Raw genomic sequence first — 18,426 nt, 5'->3', positions numbered from 1 at the left:
AGTACTCAGAAATTCGTGAAGAAGGCCCGGGCGGCAACCATGCAGAACGACGCCACCAGTTCACCGTGATAGGCCTGGAGCACAGCTGAGGCGCCGCCGTCGGTTGCACCACCCGCAACAGCCTGATTCGCGAGCGTCGCTTTCGCATTGGCAAAACCCTGCTTGATCGGCGCGTACGGATCGTTGGGCCCGGCGACCGGAGAGTCCACATCCAGCACGGACGTGAGCCCTGCCGGCACCTTGGCGTTCTGCCAGTAAGCCTGTTCGATGCGTGCGTTGAAGAAAAACACGGTGGGATCCGAACCGCCGCCGCACAGCAGAACCGGCGCTCGCGGCGACCAGTTGCGCAAGTCATTGCGCTTGAACGCCTGGCGCAGCGGGTGCATCGGACTCGCAGCCGGCGTCATGGCAACCGTGGTGTTGGGGAACGCGCCATCGGGATTGGCCGCGGCGTCCTCCAGAAGACTCAGGCGATAGGCGTTGCGCACGAGATTGGCGTTGCCGAATCCGGCAGCAAACAAAGGTGTGAGCGAAGGCGGTGCGAGAGGCGGCGAAGTCGGCGGCGTCATCGACGCATATTCCGGCGCGGGAGGAACGCTGTTGAAGAGTTGTGTCGAGGGTAGTTTCCCCTTTGCAAATAGCTTATCGAGCGGCTGCAGGCTCGGCAGGAGATTCTCGATGCCCGGGGCATAGGCCGATTCATAGAAGTCGCCTGGCTTGCGATAGATGTTCTCGTAGGCGCGCTGGAAGCCCGTCACGATCAAGGTCGTGAATAGCGTCGAACCCAGATTCACCTCGCCTTCGATGAGCGCGTCGGCCGTGGCGGCAAGCGCGTACGGACCCGATCCCGGCGCGGATGCCGTGACCTTGACGCCGGCCGCCTGCAAAGCGCGATGCGTCGCCAATGCCACGAAGCCGCCCTGCGAATAGCCGGTGACGAAGAGCTTGCCGTTCTCGCGCGTCCTTCTTTCCGGCTTCACTTCACTCAGTGCGGCCCGCGCCGCCCGAAGCGAGTCGATCACATCGGCGGATTGTTGATCGGCGTTCAGGTAGGGGTGGTACGTGAGATCGGAGCCGGCATAGCCCGCGTAATTGGTCGCGACCACGATATAGCCCTGGGCCGCATACATGGCGGCAACGCTGATGCCCTCCCCGGCACCGTCGCCATTGCCCGGATCAGTTTGCGTGATATCGGCGATGTTGTAGTTGCGGTATGCGGTCGTACCGTGCGCGTAGAGCATCAGCGGACGCGGCCCGCTACATGATGCCGACCGCCCACCCGGAATCATCAGTGCGCCGCTCGCATTAGTGGGCTCGCCCGCGCCGCCGATGGTCCGGTAGCGGAAGGTCACGATCTCCACGCCGCATGCGGGCGCGCCGGCAATCTGCGCAAGTTGCTGACCGGATGCGTTCGACGCCAGCAATTTCGAAAACGCCGCGGCACTGAGCCGTAACGTGACGCGATGATTGAGTAGCTGGCCGCGGGTGTTGCAACCCTTGTCGCAACCGGAGCCGGCTTGCGCATAAACACTGGTGCCCAACGTCAAACATGTCAGCAGCACGAGGGCCGCGTTTCGCATCGCTACAGGCATGTGAGGCTCCGTCTTATTGGTTCTTGTTTGTATTAGTTACGGCGATTGGGCTGCCTTCAGAGTGAAAAGAGTATAGGTAAACAGATTGGCGCGCCGCCAGCCCAATCTTTCATGGGTTGTGTAATGAAAGCTTCATGAGGCTTCGGCGCGCAGTCTCTGTGTCGGCGTCGATTTGAGTCAGCGCGAGCCGCCCCTAGTCGAGGAAGGCCTCGCCCGCGGCGGCGGCTTCGTGCTTACCCTGCGCTTACCCGTTACTTCCAGAGCGTGCGGCCGAAGAACGTCAGCGTGCGGTCCCAGGCCTGCTGCGACCACACCGGATCGAACTGGGTCCTGGCGATACGGCCCGGCCCAACTGCCGTTTCATTCGCGAACGCATGGCGCGCAAGATAGCGATGAAACTCCACGTCGACATCGGCGGCGGTGAGCTTCGCTTCCAAAGCATCGACCGTCTCTGCCGGGAAGAATTCGTCTTGGGTCGCCCAGTGACCGAGAACGGGCACCTTGATTTTCGATGCGTCGATGTACTCGAGCGGAGGGAAGCCGTACCACACCACGCCGGCCGACACTTCAGGAATATTGCATAGCGCGAGCAAGGTGAGCGCACCACCCATGCAATAACCGGTCACACCGACATTCGCCGCATGCTGCTTCAGATACTGGACGGCGCCACGCACGTCCTGAGTGGCAGCGTCGCCGAAGTCGAGCCCGTCCAACAGATGGTGCGCCTCTTCTTCCTCCACGGTCGATTTACCGCGAAAGAGATCGGGCACCAGCGCCAGATAGCCGGCTTGCGCGAGCCGGTCCGCCACGCCGCGAATCTGGTCATTCAAACCCCACCACTCCTGAATCACGACGATAGCCGGCGCGCCCTCTGGCTTGTGCGGCTTCGCCAGATAACCCTGCACGTCTTTGCCGTCAGGGCGGTTAAACGAGATCATCGATCCTGTAGTCCGTTTCATCAGTTGCTCCTCGAGGTAGGCGAAGCCGCTAGCATAGCGCCAGAGGGCCTCACTCTGCAGAGCTCAAGTTTTGCTTCGGACCGGTCGATATCCCGTGCGCTGTTTTCACGCGTACCTGGGTGTTCTTTGTCGTTCGACCCGGGCTTTCTTCTTGATCATGCGCTTGCCATGGGAGGAAGTCGTTGGAGGCGGCAGTCATTTGTTGAAAGCCGGATCAGCAATAATGACGAATAGATTTACACTGCGATCAGTGCATCAGATTGGGACGAGATTAAATTCAATTAAGGAAATCCCTACATCGACTTGAGGATTCCCCGACTTTGAATTCGGTGGCACCCGACCGACAAATTTTTTTGACGGATTTATGCTCCGTGGATGCTTTTAGTTTATGATCTCTCCGCAGCGAAGTAAGCATACTAAAAGATAACCCAGTTCTGCGAAACGATGCAGCCAAAGTGTTAATTTTTAGTATGCGACAAAAATGCCCGCTTCCCGTAATGGCATCCGTAAAATTGACTGATCACCGTCTCTCAGGTTCTGGCATGCAATCCTCGGACGCCAGAGTCTTTTCAGCCGACACAATGTGTCGGCTTTTTTTTGCCGATTACCTGTGGAAGCAGAACGTTCATCCGTTTGATTTTTAAAGAAATTAGCTCAATAGAACAATTAGATCTTCCGCAAACCTTTGCGAGATTAAATTGTCTTCGGATAAATACCGTTATATGGGTTTGATGGCGGGTACTGTCACGACCGACAAACCGGCGTGTCGAAATCGAGAGAAAGGGATCGATTAATTTCTCTGAATAAGATATCGCCCATCTATTTGTATGAATAATAGGCTGATGGCGACTAAGGCGAAGCTTGATGCTTCTCCCCGTGCTTGCGGCTTTAGATCAGTAGCAGACGTCTTCAAAGCACTGGCCGTACGTTGTACGTCCTATCGCTGCGGTCTGCTCAATCGCGGACCATTGGAGGCACATCGGTACGCGACAGAAATTGCGGCTCCCTGCGCCACTGGGTCGCCTGCTCGAACGCATACCCCAATGCCAGTAACCGCGCCTCGCTCCAGGCGGGCCCGACAAACGACAAACCGACCGGCAAACCACGCACTTGCCCGGTCGGCACCGTCAGGTGTGGATAGCCGGCCACTGCGGCTGGCGTTGAAAAGCCGCCATTATTGCTGTCGCCATTGATGAAATCGGTCAGCCATGCGGTCCCGCCAGTCGGCGCGACGATTGCATCCAGACCATGCTGACGGAGCACACGGTCCAATCCTTCATCGCGAGATTGCGTGCGGCAGGTTGCCAACGCACGCTTATACGCATCGCTATCGAGATCGCCCAGGGCTTCGGCCTGAACGAAGAGTTCCTGGCCGAAGTATGGCCGCTCGAGATCGCGATGCGCGTGATTGAAAGCCATCACATCGGCGAGATTGCGAACCTGAGCATGCGGCGCGAACGTGTCGAGCCACAACGGCAGATCGTGTTTGAATTCATACAGCAATACGGAGAGCTCCTCCTTGTCGTAACTGACTCGCGGCAAATCGACCGGATCAATCACTTCTGCGCCGAGCAGCCGCAGTCGCGCGATCGCCAGTTCGATCTGCTGATCGACTTCATCGTGGCCCGTGAAATACTCGCGCGCGACGCCAATCCGGGCACCCTTCAACGCGCCCTTGTTCAACGCTTGCACATAGTCGCTCGGCGCGGGTGCTGCCGACGTTTGCGGGTCACGCGGGTCCATTCCGGCAATCGCCGAAAGCAGCAACGCCGCGTCGCGGACCGATCGGGTAATCGGGCCGGGCGTGTCCTGCGTGTGTGAAATCGGAATGATGCCGTCACGACTGATCCGCCCGACGGTTGGCTTGAGACCGACCACTCCGCAGATGGAAGCAGGAGACACAATCGACCCGTCTGTTTCCGTACCGATCGCCATTGCAGCCAACCCCGCGGCGACGGCAGCCGCGGAGCCGGAGCTCGATCCGCTCGTACTCCGGTCCAGCGCATAGGGATTGCGCGTCAGACCGCCACGTGCGCTCCAGCCGCTAGTGGAGCGCGTGGAGCGGATGTTCGCCCATTCGCTCAAATTCGTCTTGCCGATGATGACCGCGCCCGCCTCACGCAGGCGGCGCACGAGGTCGGCATCACGGGTTGCACGAACGCCGTCGAGGGCAAGCGAACCTGCCGTTGTTGCCATCTTGTCGCCAGTCGCGATGTTGTCCTTGATGGCGACGGGCACGCCATGCAAGGGGCCGCGGCGCTTGCCGTCGCTGAGCTCGCCGTCCATCGCGGCCGCGATCCGCATGGCATCGGGATTCAGCTCGATCATGCTGCACAACCGCGGGCCACGCCGGTCGATCGTTTCGATGCGGCCTAGATAGTGACGCGTTGCCTGCGTAGCGCTCATCTCACCGCCCAGCATAAATGGACGATGTTCGACAGGTGCCGCTGCCGGCGAAGTGGCGCCTGCGCCTTTCGACAACAAGCCAGCGGCTAACAAGCCGAATGATTTGAAGAATCTGCGTCGTTGCATGGAGAGGTTTGAATTGACGTTTGTCGTACCGCTGCGCGAAAAGTGAGGCCTTCGCCGGGCGGCTCAAAACTGAGCGAGATTATCTCGCCAAAATTCCCTGAAACGTTCCCGCGTCGACCTTTCAAACCACCCGCGGCGATCATCAGCTCGCTTACTCGTTTCGCGCCGGGAACTCGCGCATGAAATCGACAAAGCGTCGAACTTTCGCGGGAACGTGCGCCGCATCCGGAAACACCGCGTGAATGAAGAAATGTTTTTCGTGTTGAGTGGACAGGGCGAGGTGCGGATTGGCGACACGCTTCATCCGATACGTGCCGGTGATGTGATCGCCTGCCCAGCCGGCGACACAACGACAGCACACCAGATCGTGAATTCGGGCGATCAGGAACTGCGCTACCTCGCAATCAGCACGCAGCAGTCGCCGGAGATCTGCGAGTACCCGGATTCGAACAAATATTCGGCGATGGTCGATGGTCCTGACGGCTTCAACGCGATCGGCCTCGGCGGCAAAAGCGCGGGCTATTGGGATGGCGAATAAAGGCCAGATTCGTCCTGCCGCCTCACATCTTGTGCGTCGATAGAAAGATACTGGTTTCAGTGCTCGCGATTCCGTCAATCAAGCGGATCGCGCCGAGCACCCAATCAAAATTCTCCAACGAATCCGGTGCGCCTCGACCGCCGGTTTCTGCCGCACCGCATAGCCCACGATCACACCACTTTCCTCAATGCGCGTGAGCCGGTTGTGCACCGTCGCGCGCACCACGCGCAGTTGCTTCGCAAGTATCACCACCGACATTCGTGCGTTGTCACGCAACAGCGAAATGAGCTGCCTGTCGATGTCATCGAGGTTGGTCATGGTGGTTTTGTCGGGGAACGATGGCCACGTTCTTGAGTTGTCAGAACGGGCGATGTCGCTTCGGCCCGGCCTACAGCGGTGATGCGGTTTCTTACCGGAACCGCTCAGGACGAAACGGATGAGGATCGGTGAAAGGCGCGGCGCCCGTCATCATTTCCGCCAGCAGCCGGCCCGTCACGGGACCGAGCGTCAATCCGTGATGATTGTGGCCGAACGCGAACCAGAGTCCTCGATGGCGAGGCGCGCGCCCAATGACGGGCCGCATGTCTGGCGTACAAGGACGCAACCCGAGCCATGGCGCGTCGTCCAACCGGCGGCCCAGCCCGAAAACTGGCCGGGCGATGCGCTCCGCGCGCGCGAGTTGAATGCCCGTCGGCGGGGCATCGCGCCGGGCGATTTCAACGCCTGTCGTCAAGCGCAAGCGGCCCTCCATCGGCGCCACAACGTACCCTCGCTCCGTGTCGACGAGCGGCACTGAGAGCATCGCCTGCGTGGCCTCGTAGTGCATGTGATAGCCGCGTTTCGCGCGCAGCGGGATGCGATATCCAAGCGGCGCAAAAACCTTGTCGGACCACGGGCCGAGCGCCACGACCACCTCTTTGGCGCTGATCCTGCCTTGCGACGTCTGCACGGTCCATGCGCTGGCTTCGAGACGTATCGTGGTCGCCTCTCCGTTCAGAAACGTGCCACCGCCGTCCTCGAACAGTCGCGCATATCCCTTCGTCAACGCCCCCGGATTGGAAATACTTTTCGGGTCCCGCCAATGCAGGGCGCCACAAAATCCAGCCGCCAAGCCAGGTTCGCGCGCCAGAAGTCGCGCGGCGTCGAGTGGTGTTGCGCGTAATCCATATTGACGTGCTGTGACTTCGGCGGCGGCCGATTGCTGTTCAAATTCCGCCTGCGTGCGAAATGCCTCGAGCCATCCACCGTCATGGACGAGCCTGTCGAGACCCGCACGCGCGATCAGCATGTCGTGCTCGGCGACGCTTTCGCGGATCAACGGGAGCATGTCGCGCGCTGCGGCCTCGAGCCGCTCCGGAGACGACGCCCACCAGAACCGCGCGAGCCACGTGGCGAAAGACGGCAACGCCTTGTAGTCCCAGTACAGGTCGGTCGATTGATTGCGCATGTAACGCAGCAGCGTACCGAGATCGCGTGGAAAAGCGTAAGGGACTACTGACGACCGTTCGATCAGACCTGCGTTGCCGAAACTGGTCTCTTCACCGGGACCGCGCCGATCGACAAGCGCCACACGGCGTCCGCGATCCTGCAGATGCAGCGCCGACGACACGCCGACGATCCCGGCTCCCAGCACGACCACATCGAAATCCATAAGCTCGCTCGAATGCCCTTATCTGGCTCATGACTGACTCACGAGCCTGCATTCGACAACGCGCGCCCGGGCCCGGAAAAACTCGCTACAAGGTGTGAACACCCGGTGCAATTCCGCTCGCACCGGGTCATGACCGCTTTACTTCGAGATGATGTCGCGCTTGAAGTACTTCTGCGAAAGACTGCTGAGCGTACCGTCTTTTTTCAAAGCGTCGAGCGCGGCATCGATCTTTCCAGCCAGCGCCTTGTCGCCTTTGCGCATGCCAAAGCCGGTCCCTTCGCCCAGCGTTGCCGGATCGCTGAGCGGCTGGCCGACAATCGCATAGTCATGGCCAGACGGTTTGTTCAGGAAACCATCCTCAACAGTCTGCGCTTCCTGGACTGCGGCATCGAGGCGACCGGCAACGAGGTCGGCATACACCTGATCCTGGTCCTGGTACGAGACGATCGATACGCCGGCATTCGCCCAGTGCTGCTTGAGGAAATCTTCCTGCGTCGATCCCTGCAGCACGCCGACGCGTTTGCCCTGCAGGCTCTTCACGTCCGGCAGCAAGGGCGAGCCACGCTTCGCCACCATCACGATCGGCACCACGTAGATCGGCGGCGTGAAATCGATGGACTGTTTGCGCTTGTCCGTGATGTTCATCGCGGAATTGATGACATCGAATTTGCGCGCCTGCAACGCGGGAATCAAGCCGTCGAACGAATTCTCCACCCACTCGCACTTCACGCGCATCTTTGCGCAAACCGCGTTGCCGACGTCAACGTCGAACCCCTGCAACTGCCCTGTCGGCGACTTGCTTTCGAACGGCGGATACGCCGCCTCGATGCCGAAACGCAAGGTGCTTTGAGTCTCTGCGCTGGCGGTGCCGACTGACCCGATTAACGCTGCAGCGACGAAAAGTGAGAGTGAAAGCTTCAGAGACATGATGGTTCCCAATGTAGTTGAAGGGACGCGAATTCAGGGCACGGACGGTCGCTAACGGCGCAACCTCGAGAAGCCGCGTGAGACGCACAGGAAACCGGCCTCTCACACTCGCTCTGGAACCACAGTCTATTCTGGACATTCGCAAATGCAAGCGATTTTCAAAAATAAACGTCCAGTCTGGACTTTTTGACTTTAGAATCGGGCTAACGCCGCAAGCCGGCAACGATCTGGAGAACAGGCCCATGAGCAGCACAGACAAGGTATTTCCGTTGATCGTCCAGCAGGACGCGGTGCGTCAGGCACTGCCCCATCTCGATGTGCGCGGTGCGCTGACACGCATGTTTCGCGCGCTTGCGAACGACGCCGCAGTGCAACCGCCTCAAACCCTCACCCCGTTTCCGCAAGGCGCCGGCGATTGCATTACGTATCTCGGTGTCATGGCGGACGCCAAAGTATTCGGGGCCAAGTTGTCGCCGTACATCGTGACCGAATCGAAACCGGTCATCACGGCGTGGACCGCATTGATGTCGATGGAAACGGGGCAGCCTTTGATGTGGTGCGATGCGGGTCTGCTCACCATCGAGCGCACCGCGGGCGCGACTGCACTGGCGGTGGATCGCCTTGCGGCGCCCGACGCGCGCCGGCTCGCCATCGTCGGCGCGGGTGCGGTGGGACAGGCTCATTTGCGCCACCTCGCCGCGCTACGGCCGTGGGATTCGATTAACGTGTTCTCACGCGAGCTTGCGGGGAACGAGGCGATGCGCACGGCGATCAGTGCCCTAGACGATCGCGTGCTGGTTTGCAGCAAGCTCGAAGACTGTGTACGCGATGCCGATGTGGTGGCGTTGTGCACGTCCTCAGGCACGCCGGTACTGTCGGAAAACATGCTGACGAAGCCGGCGCTCATTACGTCGATCAGCACGAACGTCGCGAATGCTCACGAAATTCCGCCCGCGTGGCTTCGAGACATGGATGTCTATTGCGACTACCGGCAAACCACGCCTGCCAGCGCGGGGGAAATGAAATTGGCGGCGCAGTTACATGACTGGTCGCCGCAAAGCGTACTCGGCGATTTGCCTGAACTGGTGTCCGGCACAGCCAGAAAACCCTCCTGGAAAAAGCACGTTTTTTTCCGCTCGATTGGACTCGGACTTGAAGACGTGGCGATCGCCAACGGACTATTCAGGTACATAGACGGGCAGCGCAACGATTAAGATACGGGTTCGCAGCACGGTAGCTGCAACACGTTGCAGACTTCCCGAAAACTGGAATTTCACCCATCTCTATGCGAAAGACAAAAACAACGGCCGCACGCAAACTTCTTCTGGATCGATACGGCCGTGTCGCGGATGGTATCGCACTGCTCTTTTTTCCCTACGTTGAAATCGTCATTCATGACCTGCAAAGCCAGACTGTTGCCTACATAGCCAATAACCTCTCCAAGCGCGAACTGGGCGACGAATCGGCACTCGAAGAAATCGACCATTCGGTGGAGTCAGGCACGATCGGTCCATACGAGAAAATCAACTGGGACGGCCGGCGGATGCGTTGCGTCAGCACGGTTCTCTTCGACGACGCGGGCGTTGCCGTTGGCGTGATGTGCGTGAACTACAACATTGCGGTTTTCGAGGACATGAAGCATGTTATCGACCGCGTAATCTCGGGCGCTGGCGTGGTCAAGCAGCCCGAGGAATTGTTCAAGGACGACTGGCAGGAACGAATCAACACGTTCCTTCATGCATGGCTTCAGGAGCGTCAACTGGCGCTGAACTCGCTGACCCGCGACCATCGTCGCGAACTGGTCGAAGCCCTTTGGGCAGAAGGCGCGTTCAAGGGGAAAAGTGCCGCAAATTATGTGGCAAACGTGCTGGGGATGGGGCGTGCAACCGTCTATCAGCACATTAGAGATCTGCGAGACGGAGCGGCCTGAGAAGGCGTGGATTGAGGCTGCGAGCCTCTGATTGTGGCGACGGTGCCGTTGCGCCACCAGGTCGTTGCATTTGCAACGAGCCCCGAGTGACTGGCTCCTGGTTAAAACAGGGTGATCGACGCGCCGCCACACTCATCGGCGGCGCGTCGATACTACCCAGCCTTATTGGCTCTTATTGGCCCCTTATTGGCCGGTATACCCGACCGGAACAGTCGCATTGGCTTTGGCAACCGTGGCGTTGTTCGAGACGATGTACTGCGGCACTTCGGTGAGGGTCAGCGTGACTTTGCCGTTGGTATAGGCAAGCGTACTGATATTGCCGTAACTGTCGATCTTCGTCACATTGCCCGACGTACCAGCGCCGTCAACCTGAAGCGAATAGCTCGTCGAGTAGGTCTGGCTATAAAGACCGCTGCTTGCAGGCCACTGCGCATTGCTATGCGCCCAGGCAGCAGTCACCACCTTGCCGTTACCGAGTTGCTGGAACGCATACGCGAAGGTTCCGGACGGCGTACCCGTGACCCGGCCCAATGTGTTCGTGCCATCCAGCGCACGCGTCATTGTGGCGAAGGCCATCGCTTCCGGCTTCGGCGAGAGGTTCGACGCACCGAACGCGCCTTGAGCGTCATTCAGGTCGAAGAACGAGCCGTAGCCCACTTCGCCCGGATAGTCAGGACCATAGAACAACGTCGTCAACTGTGCGCCACCGCCCAGCACGATGATGTGCGAGCGCACGCCAACCGCGGCATGAGCAAACAACTGGTTCTGCGACGGCACCGTGGGGCCGTAGTTGAGACCCGGGTCGTAGCTCGTGCCGGCTTCGGTGAAGAACAGCTTCATGTTCGGCTTGCCCGCCTGCATCACCGAACGCAACTGCGTCATCTGGTTGTCGAGCGCGTTTGCCTGATTCGCCGGATCCGGATCGGAGTCCTGCAATTCAGGCGGATGAGCTGGAAACGTGCCGGCATTCCAGTAGCCATGCGTTGACACTGCGTCGATGTAATTCCACAGGCCCAACGCACCGAACTTCTGCAGATAGCCGGTGGTGCAAGTGTCGCAATTCGAAGGGAACGGGTTACCAGTACCCATCACGACAGCGTTCGGATCGGTCGAGTGGATGCCCTGGTAAGCGGCCTTATACATGGCGACGAAATTCGCGTCGCTATCCGCCCAGCCGAGGCTCGGCTCCCACGTCACCTGATAGTAGTTCTTTTGCTGGTTCGGGTAGTTCGCAGCGCGGATCAGGCTCGTATCGGTACCGACCTTGGCCATAAAGCTCTGGAACTCGGGCATGTTCGACGGCGCATAGTAGCTGTCGTTGAATTGACCCGTTTTCGAATCCCATGCAGGCAGCCCATCGAGACGCACGATGCGCATCTGGTCAGGATTGGCCTTATAGAATGGATCGAGGTCGTTCACGTTCGGCGTGTACGTGTTGGGACCGTTGGGTTCCATGGCCGATACTTCGCGGTCGTCGATAGTCCACGAGATGCCCAGATCATGCAGCGCGGCAATGTTGCCGTTGAAACCCTGCATGCCGAAACGGTGCTGATCCTGATGCGCATACGTGACGGTGCCCAGCACCGACGTCAGGTTCGGCAACACGCCGAACGTCGCGATCCCCACCGGACGCGTTCCGGTGTTCGGCAACGTGCCGCCGTTCGAGCGTAGCGTCGCGGTGAGTGCGCCATAGCCTGACCACGTCGACGTACACGGAATCGAGTTGGTTTGCACACCGGCGCTCACTGCAAAACTACCCTGCGTCTTGATCGCGCCATTCGAGTCTGCGACAGACCAGACGACGGTATCCGCGCTCGGCGCGTTCGTCGTGATCACCAGCTTGAACGGTGCGTTGTTCTGGAAAATGCGCAGGCCGTCGGTGGTCGGGGTGTCGGCGCTGATCACTCCGTTGGCGTTTCCGCCAGCCGTGTGGGTGGGCGTGCTGCACGAGAGGGTCGAGCTGCTTGGGGATGGCGTCGGTGTCGGCGTGGGAGTCGGAGTTGGCGTCGGCGTCGGCGTCGGCGTCGGAGTTGGTGCCGGAGTCGGCGTCGGCGTGGGAGTCGGTGCCGGTGCCGGTGCCGGTGCCGGTGCCGGAGTCGGAGTCGGAGTCGGAGTCGGAGTCGGAGTCGGAGTCGGAGTCGGAGTCGGAGTCGGAGTCGGAGTCGGAGTCGGAGTCGGAGTCGGCGTTGGTGTCGGCGCAGGCGCAGGCGCAGGCGTCGGGCTAGCGGCAACCGCTTTCACCCAGCACGATTTGCCATAGCCGAATGCGGGGTCTACCTGCGAGACCGCGCCGACATAGCATCCAACGCCATTGCTAAAGGTCGCGGGGGCCGTCAGCATGACCGACGGCGAGTTGGGCGGGACCGAACCAAACACCACCGAGGCTGTTCCGAGGAATTTGCAGGTGCCGTTCTCTTGTGCGCACAACTTGTATTGCTGTCCTGCGACGGTGATGGTGCTCGTTGCGGCCTGCGCGTTTTCTGCGCCAAACCATGCAAAGACTGTTGCTGCCGCAACCCCAAGAAGTTTGAGATTTCTCGTCATTGTCCGTATGTATCGCTAAAAAGCAGGTTATCCCCGAGGATTGAGCAAGATCGATCTGAGCCGTCCGCTTTGGCGTTCTTTTGAGTACAGAGAGAGGTGAAGCGGCGAACGCGATGATTGCGCTCATTGCTGATGAAGCTGGCGCCTCCGATGTGCCGATCTCCGCTGGCAGACATCGCGAGGCATTCGAACGCACACTGATCGCTACCAGGCGACAGCGCGCTCAACATTCCGATCCATCATTGGTCAACAGATAACTATTACGGTATCCTTACTATTAACCATGAAATTTTCGTGATGAAGTTCTATCAATGATCTACGGCGAACCCGGCTGCCTCGATTTTTGTCGAGGTAAATCCAGAACAGGGCAGGCGTATTCGTAACTCGAAACTAATTAGGTTTCGAGCCCAATTCCGGCAATGCAACGCCTGTGAAAATCGGTGACAGGTAGCGTTAAAGTCGCTCGACTCATTCGCAACCCGTACGTGTGAGAGACGCCGATCCAGCGCCACGGAAACACCGGTCCACGCAAGCTTTACTTGCTCGATGCGGTTTCCGGTGCGTGCTCGGCATTACTTACAGCAAGTTTTTTGGCAGACGAATTATAAACGTTTCATCTGTGTAACGTGACCACGACCACGGATGATAAGTAGTAGTTCAAAGAATTTTCCGGGAAACGCTCCCGACGATTTTCCAAAGGGTGGGAAACGGAAAATCTCTGCCTCAGGGGAGCGCGGAAAACGCAAATCTTTGACTTTCCTCGATGAAAAATAAATCAGCCGTGGTAAAGAACGGCGCGGCGTTTTTATATTATTAATATCAATACGAGTGAACGGTAGATGCGTAGGAATCGGGAACTGAACGGTGCGCATTCTACGAAGCGTGGAATGCGCACCGAACCTTTTTCGTCTGACCATAACCCGCACATAACCCGCACATAAACCGCACATACACCGCACATAAGCCGCTCAAGGCGTCCAGCGATAAACAATCATGCTGGAACCGTTGTAGTTGTCTTTCGTGATCACGTACTCACCGGCCGATCTAAGGTATGCCCTGATGCCGTACATAGAATCCACGTCATTGCCCACGTCCACCGTACCCGCACTCGAGTTGTTCAGCGTCGTATCGAGGTTACCCGTCGTGAGATTGAAGGCGTCGATGTTGGGCGTCGTATGCACGTAGCCGACAAAAAGATAATTGCCTGCGGCCGTGATCGACTTGGGATTGACGCTCGTGAGGTTGATCACCGGATTAGGCTTTGTGGTGTTGCCCGCCCCCCAGCCGTGATACACCTCGATCCTGGATTGTATCGCGGTCCAGTCCCAGCTCCCGGCGACGCCTTGCGCGAGAATCATGGTGTCGCTCTCAGGCAGGTAGATGATGCGTGTCAACGGCCGGATGCTCTGCGGAATGGAGATGGCGACACCCGGCCCCCATGTCGGTTTGCCTTCGCCATCGAAGCTGGTTAGCGGGTAGTGGTAGATGTGATTCGTTCTGTCGAGACCGGCCCACACGTCTCCCCTGCTATCGATACAAAATCCGCCCGTGACCTGCCGGGTCGTATTGAATGCGGGACCTGGAATCGACGCGTCCGGAATGGCGATGTAACCGCTCGCCGCGTTGAAATGGAAAAAGTAAAAGATGCCCGGGTTCTGGCCCGACGCAACAAGAATCCGGTTTCCGCCGACGCTGACGAGTTGACCAAAATGCTCGTCACGCTGCGTATCGTTCATGTTCAGGCGTGGATCGGAAGGATAGCTGAACGGGTCGACGGTATTCGCGACGAAGGTGCCGCCAGCCGTGCCGGTGTAAATGTGAGCGCCGCCATAGAAATAGGCGCCGTCCGTAACCGGGTCAGGCGCTCCGACTGCCTCGAAGTTGAGAGACTGAAGCTTCCATTGCAAATTACCGGCGCTGTCATACGCGTGAATGTCGGTGCCGCCATTGCGCCCGAGGTCCCAGCCTCCGCCCCATGGGTTGTTGAGCACATACAGGTTGCCGGCTGTGTCTTTGCCGATGCCGACAACACGCGTGAAGCGCTTGTCGCCAACCTGGCCTTTGATGCCGGTGGTGGTGTCGAGATAGCCGCCCTGAATGCCGAACGTGCCGACCAGGGTCGGCGTACCCGAAATGTTGTAGAGCTTGATATTCATGTCGGGACCCTGATCGCCCACCATGAGCTGTCCTGACGATGCATCGAAGTACAGCGCGGACGGCCGCGAGGCCGCGGGCATCTGGATCGTGTTAAGCGTTGCACCGGCCGGACTGAATTCCACGATCGTGGCCGCGCTTTGCTGTGCTACCCAAAGATTTCCCGCACCATCCAAAGCGAGCGCGCCCGGACTCGATACGTTGATGTCCTGCTGCCACGCGCCGTCGGTCGTGAAGACGCGAACACGATTACCCAAAAAATCGCTTGCATAGAGGAGCGAGCCGGTTGTTGCAAGTCCGGTGATGACATCGGCCCGCCTGACGGCGGTCCAGGTGCTCACGGGAATGAGGAGATCACGCTTCTGGGTCGCGCGGTTGTATCGTCCCACCGCTCCGCTGCCGTACACGGTGCTGTACTGCAACGCGGCGAAGATCGACGTGGCATTCCCCGTGATGGCCCCACCCTGAAATTCGCTATTGATGCCAATGGTGCCGAGGCTCTTGCCGTTCTGGTAGATCGCGACACCACCCGTGTTTTCATCCCATAGGGAAGCCGTATAGATCACGCCTTCGGGCGCGACCCACATGGAGCGCGCGGTATTGCCCACGTGGGTGGCAAGCGTTCCGAATGTATTCGCCAGCCAGTCGGTGGTGTATTGCGCCTGACACGCTGGCGCAATCAGGGTGATCGCGGCGATCACTGCGCCAAGCAGCGCGGCACGAATTCGTTTTTTAACCATGAGTGATCCTCTCCTGACAGTCGTCCCTCGATAATCAACCACCGAAAATCATCGAGTGAAACGTGGGATATTCGGCAAGCATATTTTTGCCGGCCATCCGCGAGTTCGCGAGTATCGCTCAAGTTATTACCATTGCGTGTCGTGCGTGTTTCGAGCGGCAAGCTTCTGCGCGCTGCCCTGTTCATGGAGCGGTCCGTCTGAATCTAAGTCAGAACGTGGCTATGTCCGGTTTCAGCATATCCATGAACGCGCGGACCTTGGCGCTTAACAAACGGCGCGAACTATAAAGTGCCCAGATTTCCACGGGCGAACCCGCTTCCGCTCCCCAGCAAACGAGCCGTCCCGCTTGCACATCCTGCTCGACCAGCAAGCGAGGCAGGAGCGCCGCGCCTACTCCTTGCAACACCGCCTCGCGCACCATCAACAACGATGACATCCGCAGCACCGGCTTCGGCTCGATCACGCTCACGCCGCCGCCCTCCTTTCGCATATTCCAGAGGACGCCAGGCGGCGCCGCTAACGACATGACCGCCGGTACCTGAAGCGCATCGGCTTCGCTTGCGGGCATCTTCGGAACCGACATCGTTGGCGACGCCACCACAAGGCGCTCGTCACCGAGAATCCGCCGACCGACAAGTTGCTCGTCACGCGGTGGATCGATCCGGATCACCAGGTCGTAGCCGTCCTCCACAGGGTCCGCGACGCGGTCCTCCGCAATGATTTCGAGTTCGACTTGTGGATAGGCCAGCGCAAAGCGCGCAGCGATCTGGCATAGCTGCACATGCGCGAAAACGACCGGCGCGCTGATGCGCAAGCGCCCGCGCGGCACCGGTGCGCGCGACGCGACCGCCTCGCCCGCCTCCTGAATCTCCGTCATGAGCCCCCGCGTGCGCTCGTGGAGTGCAAGACCTTCCTCGGTCAGGCGCAGCCTCCGTGCGCCCCGCTCGATCAGCCGCACGCCGAGTTCTTCCTCCAGTTCGGCCACACGCCGCGACAGCGTGGCCTTGGGGCGGTCGAGCGCGCGACTGGCCGGCCCAAACCCGCCATGCAAGGCGACGGCATTGAAATCTGCCAGCGACGTCAAATCCATGATCGTTCCATATACGAGACGAGATGTCTTGATTCTGGCACTTTCGATCAAACAATGGAACGAATATTGTTCATCTCACGGACTTACCTAGTCCATTCAACCCCAGGAGAAAATCATGGCAATCCTCGTAACGGGCAGCACAGGCGTGATCGGCACGCAGGTTCTCAACCATTTGAACGACAGCGGCGCCGAAGTGCGGGCACTGACCCGCTCGCCGGAAAAGGCCCAATTCCCGGAAGGCGTCACCGCGGTCAAAGGCGACCTGTCCGACCTCGACGCCGTGCGGCGCGCAATGAACGGTGTCAGCACGTTGTTCCTGCTGGCCCCCAACGCCGCGGACGAATTGACACAGGCCCTGCAGACCCTGAGCGTCGCACGGGAAGCCGGGGTGAAAGGCATCGTTTATCTGTCGGTTTTCAAGGGTGCGGAGTACGTCGACGTGCCTCACTTCACCGGCAAGTACACCGTCGAACGCATGATCGAGCACAGCGACCTGCCGGCGACGGTGTTGCGTCCCGCCTATTTCATCCAGAACGACGTCCGGCAGAAAGACCCGCTGCTGACGCACGGCGTCTACGGCATGCCGATTGGCGGCAAGGGCATTTCCATGGTCGATGTCCGCGATATCGGCGAAGCCGCTGCACGCGAACTCCTGCGCCGCGAGCGCGCCGCCAGGCCGCTGCCGCGTGAAACGTACGAACTCGTCGGTCCTGACGCGCTGACTTCGGACACCATCGCCGCGATCTGGGCCGAGGCGCTGGGACGTCCGGTTCGCTACGGGGGCGACGATCTCGACATCCTCGAACAGCGTCTCAAGGCGGTCGCGCCGGGTTGGCTCGCCTACGACATGCGCCTGATGATGCGCCGGTATCAACAGGACGGCGCAGTCGCTTCGAAATCCGAAGTCGATCGCCTGGCCGCGCTGCTCGGGCGGCAGCCAAGATCCTACCGGGACTTCGCGACTGCCACGGCCGCAACGTGGGCGAATAGCTAATTGATCAGGATGACTGAAAGGCGCTATCGAAAGATTTGCGCGCATGCAAACGGGCAGGGCTGAAAAGTCCCGCCCGTTTGCACGCATGCATAGGTTCGGTCACGCCTGAAACGATCGAGAGAAGACTGGCCGCGTTGGCGTCGCCGCGTGAGCCTCAATGCCCGCCGCAAAAAATGGCGGTAAGAAAGAATGGAACGACTTCGCGAATGGCCGCATCGCTGCCGGCCCGTCGAACGCTCGCCTCGACCGACGCGGCAGAGCCGGTCACCACCACGCCATAGGTTGCGGCATTGGCCGGCTGACCGCTGCCTTGTTTGAAGATCGGATCGTTTTGCTGATATCCGAAGACGGCATAGACATGAAAGCCGAATGCCGTCAGGTTGCTGCCGCGCGCGGGACGAAAGGCGTTGACCGAGTTCGCTTCAATGCGCATTGGCTTTGAATCGATTGATTGTTCGTCCAGAAGCGGGGCAATGAAATCATGCGGGTTCGACTGACAGTTCAGCGGTGTGTCGAGTGCATAGGCATTGCACACGGCTGATGAGAATCCCACCCCCAGCGAGGCAAGAGCGGTCAGCATGCGGAGAACGGACGGTTTCATCGTAGTAGCGCGATCGCTCGGTTGGATTGCCCGAAAAACTCGAGGACATGCGACAACAGAGCGTTGAGATTCCAGAATCATACGGTTGGTTCAATGAGTCTGTGCGGTGACGCTCAAATCGTTCGAAGCCGGTAAGCGGCGAAGGGCGCGCGGTCGCCCGTGCAGCACGATTCG

The 18,426-nt window shown here is 59.5% G+C and carries 14 protein-coding genes and 1 pseudogene; 4 read left to right on the top strand and 11 right to left on the bottom strand.

The window, feature by feature from the left end; genetic code table 11:
- Positions 1 to 5: 5 nt before the first annotated feature.
- The 3 genes from B0G76_RS20330 to B0G76_RS20320 form a co-directional block, all read right to left on the bottom strand.
- On the bottom strand, positions 6 to 1,592 hold the full coding sequence (locus tag B0G76_RS20330; protein ID WP_120294159.1) for a S9 family peptidase: 1,587 nt from the start codon (positions 1,590 to 1,592) through the stop codon (positions 6 to 8).
- A gap of 251 nt (positions 1,593 to 1,843) precedes the next feature.
- Positions 1,844 to 2,551: a dienelactone hydrolase family protein gene (locus B0G76_RS20325; protein ID WP_120294158.1), complete on the bottom strand. Its 708-nt coding sequence runs from the start codon at positions 2,549 to 2,551 to the stop codon at positions 1,844 to 1,846.
- A 954-nt stretch (positions 2,552 to 3,505) separates the two neighbouring features.
- Positions 3,506 to 5,083, bottom strand: a complete 1,578-nt coding sequence (locus B0G76_RS20320) for an amidase (RefSeq protein WP_120294157.1) — start codon at positions 5,081 to 5,083, stop codon at positions 3,506 to 3,508.
- 238 nt (positions 5,084 to 5,321) lie between these two features.
- Between B0G76_RS20320 and B0G76_RS20315 the strand changes: the two genes are divergently transcribed.
- Positions 5,322 to 5,621 carry a cupin domain-containing protein gene (locus tag B0G76_RS20315; RefSeq protein WP_259460653.1) on the top strand — a complete coding sequence of 100 codons (300 nt, stop codon included), beginning with the start codon at positions 5,322 to 5,324 and terminating at the stop codon, positions 5,619 to 5,621.
- Between the two features lie 22 nt (positions 5,622 to 5,643).
- Here the strand turns inward: B0G76_RS20315 and B0G76_RS20310 are convergent.
- The 3 genes and pseudogenes from B0G76_RS20310 to B0G76_RS20300 all read right to left on the bottom strand — a co-directional run bounded on the left by B0G76_RS20310 (position 5,644) and on the right by B0G76_RS20300 (position 8,199).
- A pseudogene (locus B0G76_RS20310) lies at positions 5,644 to 5,939 on the bottom strand (Lrp/AsnC family transcriptional regulator).
- A 91-nt stretch (positions 5,940 to 6,030) separates the two neighbouring features.
- Positions 6,031 to 7,272 carry an FAD-binding oxidoreductase gene (locus B0G76_RS20305; RefSeq protein WP_120294156.1) on the bottom strand — a complete coding sequence of 414 codons (1,242 nt, stop codon included), beginning with the start codon at positions 7,270 to 7,272 and terminating at the stop codon, positions 6,031 to 6,033.
- A 138-nt stretch (positions 7,273 to 7,410) separates the two neighbouring features.
- On the bottom strand, positions 7,411 to 8,199 hold the full coding sequence (locus tag B0G76_RS20300) for an ABC transporter substrate-binding protein (RefSeq protein ID WP_120294155.1): 789 nt from the start codon (positions 8,197 to 8,199) through the stop codon (positions 7,411 to 7,413).
- A gap of 242 nt (positions 8,200 to 8,441) precedes the next feature.
- Here B0G76_RS20300 and B0G76_RS20295 point away from each other — a divergent pair, with 242 nt between their 5' ends.
- Together B0G76_RS20295 and B0G76_RS20290 are read left to right on the top strand one after the other, a co-directional pair.
- Positions 8,442 to 9,413, top strand: a complete 972-nt coding sequence (locus tag B0G76_RS20295; protein WP_120294154.1) for an ornithine cyclodeaminase family protein — start codon at positions 8,442 to 8,444, stop codon at positions 9,411 to 9,413.
- Between the two features lie 71 nt (positions 9,414 to 9,484).
- On the top strand, positions 9,485 to 10,129 hold the full coding sequence (locus B0G76_RS20290; protein ID WP_120294153.1) for a transcriptional regulator: 645 nt from the start codon (positions 9,485 to 9,487) through the stop codon (positions 10,127 to 10,129).
- Between the two features lie 183 nt (positions 10,130 to 10,312).
- Here B0G76_RS20290 and B0G76_RS20285 read toward each other — a convergent pair whose 3' ends face one another.
- From B0G76_RS20285 to B0G76_RS20270, 4 genes are all read right to left on the bottom strand, one after another.
- On the bottom strand, positions 10,313 to 12,673 hold the full coding sequence (locus B0G76_RS20285) for a hypothetical protein (protein WP_147394069.1): 2,361 nt from the start codon (positions 12,671 to 12,673) through the stop codon (positions 10,313 to 10,315).
- 602 nt (positions 12,674 to 13,275) lie between these two features.
- Complete coding sequence (locus tag B0G76_RS42505) at positions 13,276 to 13,545, bottom strand: hypothetical protein (protein WP_147394068.1); 270 nt, start codon at positions 13,543 to 13,545, stop codon at positions 13,276 to 13,278.
- A gap of 96 nt (positions 13,546 to 13,641) precedes the next feature.
- Positions 13,642 to 15,567: an SMP-30/gluconolactonase/LRE family protein gene (locus B0G76_RS20275; RefSeq protein WP_120294150.1), complete on the bottom strand. Its 1,926-nt coding sequence runs from the start codon at positions 15,565 to 15,567 to the stop codon at positions 13,642 to 13,644.
- Positions 15,568 to 15,775: 208 nt separating this feature from the next.
- Complete coding sequence (locus B0G76_RS20270) at positions 15,776 to 16,657, bottom strand: LysR family transcriptional regulator (RefSeq protein WP_120294149.1); 882 nt, start codon at positions 16,655 to 16,657, stop codon at positions 15,776 to 15,778.
- 115 nt (positions 16,658 to 16,772) lie between these two features.
- On the opposite strand from B0G76_RS20270, the gene B0G76_RS20265 reads away from it, so the two are divergent.
- Positions 16,773 to 17,651, top strand: coding sequence for an NmrA/HSCARG family protein (locus B0G76_RS20265; RefSeq protein WP_120294148.1), 879 nt, complete (start codon positions 16,773 to 16,775; stop codon positions 17,649 to 17,651).
- Positions 17,652 to 17,805: 154 nt separating this feature from the next.
- Here the strand turns inward: B0G76_RS20265 and B0G76_RS20260 are convergent, their stop codons facing one another.
- Positions 17,806 to 18,252 (bottom strand): hypothetical protein, encoded by a 447-nt coding sequence (locus B0G76_RS20260; RefSeq protein WP_120294147.1) that lies wholly within the window; start codon positions 18,250 to 18,252, stop codon positions 17,806 to 17,808.
- Positions 18,253 to 18,426: the final 174 nt, after the last annotated feature.

It is taken from the genome of Paraburkholderia sp. BL23I1N1 (assembly GCF_003610295.1).
Classification (GTDB): domain Bacteria; phylum Pseudomonadota; class Gammaproteobacteria; order Burkholderiales; family Burkholderiaceae; genus Paraburkholderia.
Note: the sequence above shows the minus strand (reverse complement) of the source record. Positions and strands in the feature narration are given on the sequence as shown.

What these genes read in the sequence shown, in the direction of transcription:
- B0G76_RS20330 (WP_120294159.1), bottom strand. Translation starts at nt 1,592, where the DNA reads ATGCCTGTAGCGATGCGAAACGCGGCCCTCGTGCTGCTGACATGTTTG.
- B0G76_RS20325 (WP_120294158.1), bottom strand. Translation starts at nt 2,551, where the DNA reads ATGAAACGGACTACAGGATCGATGATCTCGTTTAACCGCCCTGACGGC.
- B0G76_RS20320 (WP_120294157.1), bottom strand. Translation starts at nt 5,083, where the DNA reads ATGCAACGACGCAGATTCTTCAAATCATTCGGCTTGTTAGCCGCTGGC.
- B0G76_RS20305 (WP_120294156.1), bottom strand. Translation starts at nt 7,272, where the DNA reads ATGGATTTCGATGTGGTCGTGCTGGGAGCCGGGATCGTCGGCGTGTCG.
- B0G76_RS20300 (WP_120294155.1), bottom strand. Translation starts at nt 8,199, where the DNA reads ATGTCTCTGAAGCTTTCACTCTCACTTTTCGTCGCTGCAGCGTTAATC.
- B0G76_RS20295 (WP_120294154.1), top strand. Translation starts at nt 8,442, where the DNA reads ATGAGCAGCACAGACAAGGTATTTCCGTTGATCGTCCAGCAGGACGCG.
- B0G76_RS20290 (WP_120294153.1), top strand. Translation starts at nt 9,485, where the DNA reads ATGCGAAAGACAAAAACAACGGCCGCACGCAAACTTCTTCTGGATCGA.
- B0G76_RS20285 (WP_147394069.1), bottom strand. Translation starts at nt 12,673, where the DNA reads ATGACGAGAAATCTCAAACTTCTTGGGGTTGCGGCAGCAACAGTCTTT.
- B0G76_RS42505 (WP_147394068.1), bottom strand. Translation starts at nt 13,545, where the DNA reads ATGCGCACCGTTCAGTTCCCGATTCCTACGCATCTACCGTTCACTCGT.
- B0G76_RS20275 (WP_120294150.1), bottom strand. Translation starts at nt 15,567, where the DNA reads ATGGTTAAAAAACGAATTCGTGCCGCGCTGCTTGGCGCAGTGATCGCC.
- B0G76_RS20270 (WP_120294149.1), bottom strand. Translation starts at nt 16,657, where the DNA reads ATGGATTTGACGTCGCTGGCAGATTTCAATGCCGTCGCCTTGCATGGC.
- B0G76_RS20265 (WP_120294148.1), top strand. Translation starts at nt 16,773, where the DNA reads ATGGCAATCCTCGTAACGGGCAGCACAGGCGTGATCGGCACGCAGGTT.
- B0G76_RS20260 (WP_120294147.1), bottom strand. Translation starts at nt 18,252, where the DNA reads ATGAAACCGTCCGTTCTCCGCATGCTGACCGCTCTTGCCTCGCTGGGG.